General features: G+C 64.4%; 11 protein-coding genes. 1 reads left to right on the top strand and 10 read right to left on the bottom strand.

Annotated features, from left to right (window positions below):
- Positions 1-3: 3 nt before the first annotated feature.
- The 10 genes from ACGYK7_RS07985 to ACGYK7_RS07940 form a co-directional block, all read right to left on the bottom strand.
- On the bottom strand, positions 4-921 hold the full coding sequence (locus tag ACGYK7_RS07985; protein WP_394400752.1) for a branched-chain amino acid ABC transporter permease: 918 nt from the start codon (positions 919-921) through the stop codon (positions 4-6).
- Between the two features lie 93 nt (positions 922-1,014).
- The gene (locus tag ACGYK7_RS07980) at positions 1,015-2,160 is read right to left on the bottom strand and encodes an ABC transporter substrate-binding protein (protein WP_394400750.1); all 1,146 of its coding nucleotides are present in this window, start codon (positions 2,158-2,160) and stop codon (positions 1,015-1,017) included.
- Positions 2,161-2,247: 87 nt separating this feature from the next.
- On the bottom strand, positions 2,248-3,435 hold the full coding sequence (kynU, locus tag ACGYK7_RS07975; RefSeq protein ID WP_394400747.1) for a kynureninase: 1,188 nt from the start codon (positions 3,433-3,435) through the stop codon (positions 2,248-2,250).
- Complete coding sequence (locus ACGYK7_RS07970) at positions 3,436-4,263, bottom strand: tryptophan 2,3-dioxygenase (protein WP_394400745.1); 828 nt, start codon at positions 4,261-4,263, stop codon at positions 3,436-3,438.
- Positions 4,260-5,882: an AMP-binding protein gene (locus ACGYK7_RS07965; RefSeq protein WP_394400743.1), complete on the bottom strand. Its 1,623-nt coding sequence runs from the start codon at positions 5,880-5,882 to the stop codon at positions 4,260-4,262. Before ACGYK7_RS07965 ends, ACGYK7_RS07970 begins: the two co-directional genes overlap by 4 nt.
- On the bottom strand, positions 5,879-7,030 hold the full coding sequence (locus tag ACGYK7_RS07960) for an acyl-CoA dehydrogenase family protein (protein ID WP_394400741.1): 1,152 nt from the start codon (positions 7,028-7,030) through the stop codon (positions 5,879-5,881). Before ACGYK7_RS07960 ends, ACGYK7_RS07965 begins: the two co-directional genes overlap by 4 nt.
- 45 nt (positions 7,031-7,075) lie before the next feature.
- Positions 7,076-7,876: an enoyl-CoA hydratase family protein gene (locus ACGYK7_RS07955; protein ID WP_394400738.1), complete on the bottom strand. Its 801-nt coding sequence runs from the start codon at positions 7,874-7,876 to the stop codon at positions 7,076-7,078.
- Positions 7,866-8,327 carry a MarR family winged helix-turn-helix transcriptional regulator gene (locus ACGYK7_RS07950; RefSeq protein WP_394400736.1) on the bottom strand — a complete coding sequence of 154 codons (462 nt, stop codon included), beginning with the start codon at positions 8,325-8,327 and terminating at the stop codon, positions 7,866-7,868. Before ACGYK7_RS07950 ends, ACGYK7_RS07955 begins: the two co-directional genes overlap by 11 nt.
- The gene (locus tag ACGYK7_RS07945) at positions 8,324-9,055 is read right to left on the bottom strand and encodes an SDR family NAD(P)-dependent oxidoreductase (protein ID WP_394400733.1); all 732 of its coding nucleotides are present in this window, start codon (positions 9,053-9,055) and stop codon (positions 8,324-8,326) included. Before ACGYK7_RS07945 ends, ACGYK7_RS07950 begins: the two co-directional genes overlap by 4 nt.
- On the bottom strand, positions 9,052-11,343 hold the full coding sequence (locus ACGYK7_RS07940) for a bifunctional salicylyl-CoA 5-hydroxylase/oxidoreductase (RefSeq protein WP_394400730.1): 2,292 nt from the start codon (positions 11,341-11,343) through the stop codon (positions 9,052-9,054). The genes ACGYK7_RS07945 and ACGYK7_RS07940 overlap by 4 nt, the downstream gene beginning before the upstream one ends.
- 180 nt (positions 11,344-11,523) lie before the next feature.
- Here ACGYK7_RS07940 and ACGYK7_RS07935 point away from each other — a divergent pair, with 180 nt between their 5' ends.
- Complete coding sequence (locus ACGYK7_RS07935; RefSeq protein WP_394400728.1) at positions 11,524-12,420, top strand: 2-dehydro-3-deoxygalactonokinase; 897 nt, start codon at positions 11,524-11,526, stop codon at positions 12,418-12,420.
- The last annotated feature ends 3 nt before the right edge of the window (positions 12,421-12,423 follow it).

The raw sequence follows: 12,423 nt of genomic DNA, 5'->3' as shown, positions 1-12,423 counted from the left end.
GGCTCAGGCCTCCCCGAACAGGCCGGTAGGCTTGAACAGCAAGACCCCCGCCATGAGAATGTAGATCGACATGGAGGCGAGCGAGGAGCCGACCGAAGTGGCCGCCGAGGCCTCCATGAAATTGGCAAAGAACAGCGGCAGCAGGACCGAGCCCAGCGTATCCGTCAGCCCCACCAGCAGCGCACCGATGAGCGCGCCCTTGATCGAGCCGATGCCACCGATGACGATGACCACGAAGGCAAGGATCAGCACCGGCTCGCCCATGCCCACCTGCACCGACTGGATCGCCCCCACGAGCGCACCGGCGAGCCCCGCCAGAGCGGCACCAAGCGCGAAGATCAGCGTGTAGAGCTTGGCGATATCGACGCCAAGCGCCGCGATCATCTCGCGGTCGGCTTCGCCCGCGCGGATCTGAATGCCGATGCGGGTGCGCGCGATCAGCAGGAAGAGACCGGCGGCGATGGCAAGGCCCACGCCGATGATGACGAGGCGGTAGAGCGGATATTGGATGCCCCCCGGCAGGGTCACCGGCCCGGCGACGGCGTCCGGCATGTCGAGAAACAGCGGGAAGGAGCCGAAGAGGAAGCGTGTGCCTTCGGAAAAGATCAGGATCAGCGCGAAGGTCGCCAGCACTTGGTCGAGATGGTCGCGGTCGTAAAGGCGGCGGATCATCGTCATCTCTATGAGGCAACCTGCCAACGCAGCCGCGGCAAGGGCCGCCACCAGCGCCAGGAGGAACGACCCGGTGGCCGCCGCCACCGCCGCGGCGGCAAAGGCGCCGACCATGTAGAGCGACCCATGGGCGAGGTTGATCAGCCCCATGACCCCGAAAATGAGCGTGAGCCCCGCGGCCATGAGAAACAACATGACCCCGGACTGGATCCCGTTCAGCACCTGTTCGACGAGCAGGATGAATGACATTTGGCAAAGCCTCCCGGCGCGCCGGACCGAGGGACCGGCGTGAAAGCGTTGGACCGTCGGCCCCGGCGCAAGGCGCACCGGGGCCGCGCGGGATTACATCTTGCAGTCAGCCGCGTAGGCGTCCGCGTGGTCGGTCAGCGAGGGGCCGATGAGCTTGTTGGTATAGACATCGCCCTCCTTGACCACTTCGCGCACGTAGTAGTCCTGCACCGGGTGCTGGTTGTTACCGAAGGAGAACTTGCCGCGCACGCTCTCGAAATCGGCCTCTTTCAGCGCTGCCTGGAAGGCGTCCTGATCCGATACATCGGCCTTTTCCATCGCGCTCAGCAGCAGGTTGGCGGTGTCATAGCCCTGGCTTGCGTAGAGCGAAGGCAAACGGTCGTATTCTGCCTGGAAAGCCTCGACGAAGGTCTTGTTGGCTTCGTTGTCGAGATCCTTGTTCCACTGGCTGGTGTTCTTGATGCCCAGTGCGGCCTCGCCCACGGCCTGAAGGATGCCCTGGTCAAAGCTGAAGGCCGGGCCAACTACGGGCAGGTCCACGCCCGAGTTGGCGTATTGCTTAAGGAAGGAAATCCCCATGCCGCCGGGCAGGAAGAAGAACACGCTGTCGGCGCCCGAGGCCCGGATCTGCGCGATCTCGGCGGCGTAGTCGGTCTGGCCCAGATCGGTATAGACCTCGCCCGCCGCTTCGCCCTCATAGGTGCGTTTGTAACCGGTCAACGCGTCCTTGCCCGCCGGGTAATTCGGCGCCAGCATGAAGGTGTTCGCATAGCCCGCGTCGTTCGCATAGGCGCCCGCGGCCTCATGCAGGTTGTCGTTCTGCCATGCCACGTTGAAGTAAAGCGGGTTGCATCCCTTGCCCGCCAGCGCCGAGGGACCGGCGTTGGGCGAGAGGTAGAATTTGCCCTGCGCCGTCGCCGCCGGCACCACAGCCATGGCGAGGTTGGACCAGATGATGCCGGTCATCACGTCGACCTTCTCGGACTGGATCATCTTGTCGGCCAGTTGCACCGCGATCTCGGGCTTGCGCTGGTCGTCTTCCACCACGACCTCGAGGTTCTCGTTCCCGGCCAGTTTGGTGGCCAGCAGGAACCCGTCGCGCACGTCGATGCCAAGGCCCGCGCCGCCACCCGAGAGGGTGGTGATCATGCCGACCTTCACCTTGCCCTCTTCGGCCCAAGCGCCGCCTGCCGCCAATGCCGCGACCGAGGCCGCCATCACCAGTGATTTCATCTTCATTTCAGTCTCCCTTGGTTGGTTTGGGCCTCTTTGCCGGGCCCGTTCTGTTGGGTCGTCTCGCCAGCTTAACGCCTGCGCCTGATACTGTCAGGTCACCCGCGCGCGGGTCTTGTATTTTTCGTTGTCCCAGAGGCGGTTCTCCATCACGTCGCGGATGATCGCGACGGCCTTGGAGACATCCTCGGCATCCAGATAAAGCGGCGTGAAGCCAAAGCGCATGATGTCGGGCGCGCGGAAATCGCCGATCACGCCGCGGTCGATCACAGCTTGCATCGCGGCATAGCCCTCCTCGAAGCGGAAGGAGACCTGGCTGCCCCGCTCGGCGCTGTTGCGGGGGCTCGCCAGCGTCAGCTGCGGCACGTCGCGCTCGATTTCTTCGATGAACTGCTCCTGCAGCGCCACCGAGGCCTCACGCAGCGCCTGCATGTCGACATCGGCCCAAAGCTCCATCGCCACTTCCAGCGCGGTGAGCTGAATGACCGGCGGGGTGCCGACGCGCATCCGCTCGATCCCCTGTCCCGGCTGATAGCTTTGCTCAAAAGCAAACGGCTGGCGATGGCCGAGCCAGCCCGCCAGCGCCGGCTGCACCTCACCGGCCAGATCGGGGCGCACGTAGATGAAGCCCGGCGCGCCCGGGCCGCCGTTGAGGTACTTGTAGGTGCAGCCCACGGCGAATTCGCAGTTGGAGCCCGCCAAATTCACCGGCAGCGCGCCCGCCGAATGCGCCAGATCCCAGATCATCACCGCGCCATGGGCATGGGCCAGTTCGGTGACCGCCTTCATGTCGTGCTTGCGCCCGGTGCGGTAGTCGACCTCCGTCAGCATCACGGCGGCGATATCCTCGCCAATGGCTTCGGTCACCTCTTCGGGCGCCACGATGCGCAGCTCATAGCCCTGCTCCAAGAGCCCCACCAGCCCCTCGGCCATGTAGAGGTCCGACGGGAAGTTGCCGTTGTCGGACAGGATCACTTTCCTGCCCGGGCGCAGCTTCAACGCCGAGGCCAGCGCCTGAAAGACCTTGATCGACAGCGTGTCGCCCATGACGACCGAGCCTTCCGGCGCGCCGACGATCTTCGCCACCATATTGCCGACGCGGGCAGGCTGTTCCATCCAGCCGGCCTTGTTCCAGCCGCGGATCAGCATCTCGCCCCATTCGTCCGTGATCATCTCCTGCACCCGCGCGGCGGCGGCCTTTGGCAATGGTCCCAGAGAGTTGCCGTCGAGGTAGATGACGCCCTCGGGCAAGACGAACTGATCTTTTTTCAAAACAGACACTTACAGTGCTCCTCTCACATGCCAAAGCTCGGGGAAGAGCTCCACTTCGAGCATCTTGCGCAGGTAGGTCACCCCCGAGGTGCCCCCGGTGCCGCGCTTGAACCCAATGATACGTTCCACGGTGGTGACGTGGTTGAACCGCCAGCGCCGGAAGTAGTCCTCGAGATCGACGAGATTTTCCGCCAATTCGTAGAGTTCCCAATGGGTTGTCGGGTCTTCGTAAACCTTCTGCCAGAGGTCCTGCACTTCTTGCTTGGCCTCCCATGCGCGCGGCTCTGGATCGCCCGCCAACGCGGGCACCCCCATCCGGTCGCACATCAGGTCGATCGCCACTTGATAAAGGCTCGGCTGCTGCATCTCCGCCAGCAGCGCGGCATGTGGCGCGGGCGTATGTTCGTGCAGCTTGGTCAGCGCCGCGATGCGGTTTCCCAGAAGGTACTCGATCAAGCGATACTGGTAGGACTGGAAGCCCGAGGAGGCGCCAAGGTAGGGGCGGAACTGGCTGTATTCGCTAGGCGTCATGGTGCGCAGCACGTCCCAAGCCGAATTGAGCTGCTCGAAGATCCGCGCGACCCGGGTCAACATCTTGAAACTGGGGCGCAAATCGCCGGCCTGCAACGCCTTGCGGCAAGCCGTTAGCTCGTGGATCGCGAGCTTCATCCAAAGCTCCGAGGTCTGGTGCTGGATGATAAAGAGCAGCCCGTCATGCGCCATGTCGAGCGGGTTTTCGGTTGTCAGGATCTGGTCCAGCCCAAGGTAATCGCCATAGGACTTGTCCTTGGCGAAATCCATCTTGGCGCCGCGGGAGGCTTCGTCGAAAGTGCTCATTTGTCCTCTCTCAGCGCGAAACGCTGGATCTTGCCGGTCGCGGTCTTGGGCAGTTCCTTGATGAAACGAATGTCGCGCGGGTATTTGTAAGGCGCGATCGTCGCTTTAACATGATCCTGCAAGGTCTTGATAGTATTAGCATCTTCCGGCGCCCCCTCGACCAGCACCACATGCGCCTGCACGATGGAGCCGCGCGCCTCGTCGGGCGCCGCGACCACGCCGCATTCGCTGACCCATGGGTGGCTCAGAAGCGCGGCTTCCACCTCCGGCCCCGCGATATTGTAGCCCGAACTGATGATCATGTCGTCGTTGCGGGCGGCGAAATGCAGGTAGCCGTCTTCGTCCATGATGAAGCTGTCGCCGGTGATGTTCCAGCCGTCCTTGACGTAATCGGCCTGCCGCTTGTCCCCTAGATAACGGCAACCGATCGGCCCGCGCACTGCCAAACGGCCCACCTCGCCGCGCGGCACTTCCTTGCCCTCCGCGTCGATCACCTTGGCCTCGTAGCCCGTCACCGGCTTGCCGGTACAGGCCGCGCGGTGGTCGTCAAAACGGTTGGAGATGAAGATATGCAGCATCTCCGTCGCGCCGATGCCGTCGAGCATAGCCTTGCCTGTCTTCTCCTGCCATTCGTGATAGACGGGCGCGGGCAGCGTCTCCCCGGCGGATACGGCGGCGCGCAGGCTGCTGAGGTCCGCGCCTTCCTCCATCGCCTGCAGCATGGCGCGGTAGGCGGTGGGCGCGGTGAAACAGACGGTGGCTTTGTACTTCTCGATGATCTCGATCATGTTGGGCGGGCTGGCGGTCTCCAACAGCGTCGCCGCGGCGCCGAAGCGAAGCGGGAAGACGGCGAGCCCGCCAAGGCCGAAGGTAAAGGCCAAGGGCGGGGAGCCGACGAAGACATCTTCAGGGGTGACGTTCAGCACCTCGCGGGCATAGCCATCCGCGATGATCAGAAGATCGCGGTGAAAATGCATTGTGGCCTTAGGGTTACCGGTCGTTCCTGAAGTAAACCCCAAGAGCGCCACATCGTCCTGTGCGGTGTCCAGCGCCTCAAAATGAACCGGTTTTTCCAGCGCGAGGCGGTCCAATTCGGCATCGTGGTTGCTGGTGCCGTCGAAGCCCGCGACGGTTTTCAGGAACTTCGAGGTCTTGGCGCAGGCCGTCATTTCATCCATCAACCGCGTGTCGCAGAGCGCATGGGTGATCTCGGCCTTGTCGACGATGGCCGACAGCTCGCCCGCGCGCAGCATGGGCATGGTGTTGACCACAACCGCGCCCGCCTTGGTCGCCGCGAGCCAGCAGGCCACCATGGCAGGATTGTTGGCCGAGCGGATCAGCACCCGGTTGCCGGGTTTCACGCCCAGATCCTCGACAAGCGCGGCGGCCAGACGGTTGGTCCAGTCCGACAACTCCTTGTAGGTCCGCCGCCGCCCGTTTCCGATCAGCGCTGTGTGGTCGCCAAAGCCCTTTTCCACCATCTTGTCAGTAAGTTCGACGCCGACGTTCAGGCGCTCTGGGTAATCGAAGCGCTCCAGCAGGAGGTCCGGCCACTGGTCGAAGGGCGGCAGGTTGTCGCGGGCGAAAGTGTCCTCATGTCCGGTTGGATGCAGCTTCATGACATGGCTCCCAAAGTCTGTCGCGCGATGACGACACGTTGCACGTCCGAGGCCCCCTCGTAAATGCGCAAGGCCCTGATTTCACGGTAAAGTCGCTCGACTGCCTCCCCATTGCGCACGCCGTCGCCGCCATGCAGTTGCACGGCCTTATCGATGACCTTCTGCGCCTGATCGGTGGCGAAAAGCTTGGCCATCGCCGCCTCGCGGGTGACACGCGGCGCACCGCTGTCCTTGGTCCAAGCCGCGCGGTAGACCAGCAGCGCCGCGGCATCAACGTCGAGCGCCATGTCCGCGATATGGCCCTGCACCATCTGCAACTCGCTTAAAGGCGCGCCCTGCACCTGACGGCTGGTCACCCGCGTGAGCGCCTCGTCCAACGCGCGGCGGGCAAAGCCGAGGGCGGCGGCGGCGACGGTGGAGCGGAAGACGTCGAGCACCGACATGGCGATGGCAAAACCGCGCCCCGCCTCGCCCAGAAGGGCCGAGCCGGGCAGTTTCACCCCGTCGAAATGCAGCGTCGCCAGTGGATGCGGGGCCATGACTTCGAGCCGTTCCTCGACCTTCAGCCCCGGCGTGTCGGCGGGCACGATGAAGGCCGAAAGCCCCTTGGCGCCCGGCGCTTCCCCGGTGCGGGCAAAGACGGTGTAGACATCCGCGATGCCGCCGTTGGAGATCCACGTCTTGCGCCCGTCGAGCACATAGCCGTTGCCATCAGGCTTGGCGGTCATGGTGGAATTGGCCACGTCCGAGCCGGACTGCGGCTCGGTCAGGGCAAAGGCCGAGATCGCCTGCCCCGACCGGGTCTTAGGCAGCCATTCGGCCTTTTGCTCATCACTCCCGAAGAGCGAGATCGCGCCGGTGCCAAGCCCCTGCATCGCAAAGGAAAAATCCGCCAGCCCGTCGTGCCGCGCCAGCGTTTCGCGGATCAGACAGAGGGTGCGAACGTCGAGCACCTCATCCCCCTCGGCACCGCTGTGGCGCAGCCAGCCGTCCTGCCCCATCATCGTCACCAGATCGCGGCAGGCGCCATCGGTATCGCCGTGATCGACGTTTTTCAGCTCGCGCCCGGCCCAATCGTCGAGCTTCAGCGCCAGCTCCTTGTGGCGCGGCTCGAAAAACGGCCAGTCGAGAAAACTTTTGTCAGCCATGGTTACGCCTCCCCGCGTATTTTTCTTTTGGCTTTCGGTATCGGCTCAGTCGCCCTCGAAGATCGGACGTTCCTTGGCGACGAAGGCCTTGTAGGCGCGCTCGAAGTCGCCGGTCTGCATGCAGATCGCCTGCGCCTGCGCCTCGGCCTCGATCGCCTGTTCGATCGACATCGCCCATTCCTGCGCCAGCATCGTCTTGGTCATCATATGCGCGAAATTGGGGCCGGCCTGAATCTTCTGCGCCAGTTTCAGGGCCTCTTCTTCCAGCGTCTCGCCCGTCACAAGACGGTTGTAGAAGCCCCAGCGTTCGCCCTCCTCGGCCGACATCGAGCGCCCGGTGTAGAGCAGTTCCGCCGCGCGCGTCTGGCCGATGATGCGCGGCAGGATCGCGCAGGCGCCCATGTCGCATCCGGCAAGACCAACGCGGGTGAAGAGGAAAGCTGTCTTCGCCTCCGCCGTCGCCAGCCGCAGGTCCGAGGCCATGGCGATGATCGCGCCCGCGCCGACGCAGACACCGTCGACAGCGGCGATCACCGGCTTGCCGCAGTTCACGATGGCCTTGACCAGATCGCCGGTCATCCGGGTGAAGCGCAAGAGCTCCTTCATGTTCATCTTGGTCAAAGGGCCAATAATATCATGCACATCCCCGCCGGAGCTAAAGTTGCCTCCGTTGGAGCCGAAGATCACCACATCGACGTCATCCGCATAGACCAGATCGCGGAACCAGTCGCGCAGTTCGGCGTAGCTGTCGAAGGTCAGCGGGTTCTTGCGGTCGGGCCGGTCGAGCCGCACGGTGGCGATCCGGTCTTTGATCTCGCATTGAAAATGCGTCACATCACTGCGCATTGGCTTTTTCCTCTTCTTCCGTTTGGGCGGCGAAGGCTTGCAAGCGGGCCGCCATGGCGCGGGCTTCCTCGGAGGAGATTCCGCGCAGTTTTTCGTTGATCCAGTCTTCATGCGCCTGCGCTTGGCGGGCGAATTGCGCCGCCCCCTCAGGCGTCAGCCGCAGCATCATCGCGCGGCGGTCGCCCGGCACGGGGATGCGTTCCACCAGCCCCTCGTCGCTGAGGCGGTCGGCGATGCCGGTCACATTCCCGTTGGAGACCCGCAGCACGCCGGAAAGCTGGCTCATCTTCAGCCCCTCGGGGTGGCGCGAGAGGGCCGACATCACGTCGAACCGCGGCAGCGTGGTGTTATGCTCGCGCCGCAGTGTGTCGCGCAGTTCCTGTTCCAGCCCGCGCACCACTTTCAGCAGCCGCAGCCAGAGCCTTACACGATCCTTGGCCGCGTTGCTCACACCTCGCCCCCCGATAGCGCCAGCGCGTGGCCGTTGACGGAAGCCGCCGCGTCCGACAGCAGATAGAGCACGGCGGCGGCGACCTCGGAGGTTTCGACAAAGCGGTTCTGGGGGCTCGCGCGTTTCAGCAGGGCGCGGGCCTCCTCGGCGCTCTTGCCGGTGGTGCTGGTGATATTCTCGACCGAGCGCTCCAGCAACGGTGTGTCGATGAAACCGGGGCAGATCGCGTTCACGGTGATTCCGGTGCGCGCGAGTTCCAGCGCCAGCGCGCGGGTGAGCCCCACGACACCGTGTTTCGCCGCGACATAGCCCGCGACATACGGATAGCCCTTGAGCCCCGCGGTGGAGGCCACGGCGATGAGCCGCCCCTGCCCGGCGTCCTTCATCTCCGCCAGTGCGGCCTGCCAGACGTTGAAGACGCCGGTGACGTTGACCGCCATCATATCGCTCATATCCTGCGCGGTGATCTTGTGGAAAGGCGCCGAATGGGCCGCACCCGCATTGGCGATGACGCCGGTTACGGGGCCATTCTCGGCGCGCGCGGCGGCGAAGGCCGCTCGCACGGCTTCCGCGTCGGTCACGTCGCAGGTCTGGAAGGGCAGCCCCTGATCGCGCAGAGGCGCTTCGCGGCGGCCCATGATGGTCACCTTGGCGCCGGTGCCGGCCACCGCATGGGCGATCTCGGCCCCCACGCCGGTGCCGCCGCCGGTGATGACGATATGGCTCATACCTTCTCCATCTCCGCGGCACGGTCCGCCAGACGCCATGCCTGATCGCGGCCGGGGCCGTAGGGCAACGGCCAATCGGCGTGGCGGTCACCGATGGCGGCGGCGGCGTGCAGGGTCCAATAGGGATCGGCCAGATGCGGCCGGGCGAGGCAGACCAGATCGGCGCGGCCCGCCATCAGGATCGAGTTCACGTGGTCGGCCTCGTAGATATTGCCCACGGCCATGGTCTTGATGCCGCCATCGTTGCGGATTCGGTCGCTGAAGGGGGTCTGGAACATGCGGCCATAGACGGGCTTGGCCTGTTTCGAGGTCTGGCCCGCCGAGACGTCGATGATGTCTGCGCCCGCCTCATGGAACATGCGCGCGATCTCGACCGCTTCTTCCGGCGTGACGCCATCCTCCTCGACCCAGTCATTGGCCGAGATGCGCACCGCCATCGGCTTTTCTTCGGGCCAGGCGTCGCGCATCGCGCGGAAGACCTCCAGCGGGTAGCGCATGCGGTTCTCGAGGCTGCCGCCGTATTCATCCTCGCGCCGGTTCGACAGCGGCGAGATGAAGGACGAGATCAGGTAGCCATGCGCCGCGTGCAATTCGATCATGTCGAAATTGGCGCGGTCGGCCATGCGGGCGGCCTCGACGAATTCGTCGCGGATCTTGTCCATGTCATCGCGCGTTGCCGCCTTCGGCACGGCGTTGTTCTCCGACCACGGGATCGCGGAGGCCGAGATGATCTCCCAATTGCCCTCCCTCAACGGCGCGTCCATCTCTTCCCAGCCGAGCTGGGTCGAGCCTTTGCGGCCCGAGTGGCCGATCTGGCAGCAGATCTTGGCGTCGGTCTCGGCATGGACAAAGTCCGTAAGCCGCTTCCACGCCGCCTCATGCTCGGGCGCGTAGAGGCCGGGGCAGCCCGGGGTGATCCGGCCCTCGGGGGAAACACAAGTCATCTCGGTATAGACCAGCCCGGCGCCGCCCTTCGCACGTTCGGCGTAATGCACGAAATGCCAATCGGTCGGGCAGCCGTCGACGGCCTTGTATTGCGCCATCGGCGAGACGACGATGCGGTTCTCGAGCTTCATGTCGCGCAGGCGGAAGGGGGCGAACATCGGGGCGCGGACGGGGCCATTGGTCTCGGCGCCGGCCTGTTCAAGGAACCATTTCTCGGCCCCTTCGAGCCACTTTGGGTCACGCTCGCGCAGGTTCTCGTGGCTGATCCGCTGGCTGCGGGTCAGCATGGAGTAGTTCAACTGCACCGGGTCCAGATCGAGATAGCGCTCCACATCCTCGAACCATTCGACCGAGTTGCGCGCCGCCGATTGCAGGCGCAGCACCTCAAGGCGGCGGGCCTCCTCGTATTTCTCGAAGGCGGTCGGCAGATCGGCGTCGTCGGTGACATGTTTCGCCAACGAGATCGCCGATTCCAGCGCCAGTTTCGTGCCCGAACCGATCGAGAAATGCGCCGTGGCCGAGGCATCGCCCAGCAGCACGACATTCTCGTGGCTCCATTTCTCGCAAAGCACACGGGGGAACTTGATCCAGGCCGAGCCGCGGATGTGGCTGGCGTTGGTCATCAGCTTGTGGCCATCGAGGTGATCCTTAAAGATCTCCTCGCAGATCGCGATGGTCTCCTCCTGCGACTTCTCGCCGAAACCGTAGGCGTCGAAGGTCTTTTGGCTGCATTCGACGATGAAGGTCGCCGTGTCCTTGTCGAACTGGTAGGCATGGACCCAGATCCAGCCCTTGTCGGTCTTCTCGAAGATGAAGGTGAAGGCGTTGTCGAACTTCTGATGCGTGCCAAGCCAGACAAAGGGGCAACGGCGCACGTCGATATCGGGCTTGAAGGTCTCCTCGAACTCCATCCGGGTCTTGGAGTTCAGACCGTCGGCGGCGACCACCAGATCGTAGTCGGCCATGTAGTCCGAGGCGGCCTTTACCTCGGTCTCGAACTGGAGGTTCACGCCCAGTTCGCGCGCCCGCTCCTGCAGGATCAGCAGCAGGCGCTTGCGCCCGATGCCGCAGAAACCATGGCCGGAACTGAGGATCGTGTTGCCCTTGTGGTGCAGCGCGATGTCGTCCCAATAGGCGAAATGGCTGCGGATTTCCTTGGCCGAGGCCGGATCGTTGGCCCGAAGGTTGTCCAGCGTCTCATCCGAGAGCACGACGCCCCAGCCAAAGGTGTCGTCGGGCCGGTTGCGCTCCAGCACGGTGACATCGGCCTCGGGCTGGCGCAGCTTGAGAGAGATCGCGAAGTAAAGCCCCGCAGGACCGCCACCAAGACAGATTGCACGCATCGAATATCCCCTCCGGTTCTCGTTTGAGGAAGCCTAGGGCGAGTCGCTTTTTCGTTCAAGAATAAATATTTTAGGCTTGAAGCAAATTGGCGGCGCGTCTTTGCTGTGCGTGGCGGACACGTTGAACCCGCAGGCCATAGGGCCTATGCCGTGGGGACATTCCACGACGAGGGCAGCGCGATGACGGGTTTGAGCAATGCAGATTGGCTGGCGGTTGAGGTTCACGAGGCGCGTTTGCAGGTCTGGGCCATGCAGGGCGGATCGGTGCTTAAGTGCGCCATGAGCGATGGCGGGACTGCCGAACCCGGCGACCTTGCGGCCTTCGACGCCGCGCTCGCGAAGCTCACCGCGCCGTGGCAACTGCCCCGCCTGCCGGTTTTCGTCGCTGGCATGCCCATCGGCTGGACCGATGCCGCGCCGCGCATGGTGCCCTGCACCGCCAAGGCAGAGCGCACGATGGCTGTCGCCACCGAAAACTTCGACCTTCAGGTCATCCCGCCCCTGCGCCAGCAAAACCCCAGCGGCCTTCTGCAAGGGGTCGAGACGCGGATTGCGGGGTTTCTGAGCTTCAACAAAGATTGGGACGGGGTGATTTGCCTGCCGGGGGCCACGTCGGTCTGGGCGCAGATCAGCGCGGGCGAGGTGGTGAGCTTTCAAACCTTCCTGACCGGGGAGTTGCTGGGCCTTTTGAGCGATGGCACCCCTGCCGAGGGCACGGCGCTGGACGACACGGCCTTTGACGATGCGCTTAGCGATGGGCTGTCGCGGCCTGAGCGTATGGCGGGGCGGCTTGCCTCCACCCGGGCCGATCTGGCCTTACAGGACATCCCGCCGCCTACCGCAGAGGCGCGGCTGGCGGGCACTTTGATCGGCGCGGAACTGGCGGCGGCGCGGGCCTATTGGCTGGGGCAAACACTGGCGGTGATTGGCACGGGCGGGGCTGGGCCGCTTTATTTGCGGGCGCTGTCGCAACAGGGCGCACCGGCGACCGAGGCCGATGGTAGCCGCATGGCGCTGGCGGGAATTTGCGCGGTGCAGCGGGCGACGCAAGGGGGCTACCCCCCTGCCCGCCCGTGACAA

The sequence above is a fragment of the Sulfitobacter sp. 1A15299 genome, assembly GCF_043556915.1.
In the GTDB taxonomy this organism is placed as follows: Bacteria; Pseudomonadota; Alphaproteobacteria; order Rhodobacterales; family Rhodobacteraceae; genus Sulfitobacter.
This window is presented reverse-complemented; position numbering and strand designations above follow the sequence as displayed.

Excerpts from the sequence above, each read along its gene's own strand:
- ACGYK7_RS07985 (WP_394400752.1), bottom strand. The coding sequence starts at position 921 with ATGTCATTCATCCTGCTCGTCGAACAGGTGCTGAACGGGATCCAGTCC.
- ACGYK7_RS07980 (WP_394400750.1), bottom strand. The coding sequence starts at position 2,160 with ATGAAGATGAAATCACTGGTGATGGCGGCCTCGGTCGCGGCATTGGCG.
- ACGYK7_RS07970 (WP_394400745.1), bottom strand. The coding sequence starts at position 4,263 with ATGAGCACTTTCGACGAAGCCTCCCGCGGCGCCAAGATGGATTTCGCC.
- ACGYK7_RS07965 (WP_394400743.1), bottom strand. The coding sequence starts at position 5,882 with ATGAAGCTGCATCCAACCGGACATGAGGACACTTTCGCCCGCGACAAC.
- ACGYK7_RS07960 (WP_394400741.1), bottom strand. The coding sequence starts at position 7,030 with ATGGCTGACAAAAGTTTTCTCGACTGGCCGTTTTTCGAGCCGCGCCAC.
- ACGYK7_RS07955 (WP_394400738.1), bottom strand. The coding sequence starts at position 7,876 with ATGCGCAGTGATGTGACGCATTTTCAATGCGAGATCAAAGACCGGATC.
- ACGYK7_RS07945 (WP_394400733.1), bottom strand. The coding sequence starts at position 9,055 with ATGAGCCATATCGTCATCACCGGCGGCGGCACCGGCGTGGGGGCCGAG.
- ACGYK7_RS07940 (WP_394400730.1), bottom strand. The coding sequence starts at position 11,343 with ATGCGTGCAATCTGTCTTGGTGGCGGTCCTGCGGGGCTTTACTTCGCG.
- ACGYK7_RS07935 (WP_394400728.1), top strand. The coding sequence starts at position 11,524 with ATGACGGGTTTGAGCAATGCAGATTGGCTGGCGGTTGAGGTTCACGAG.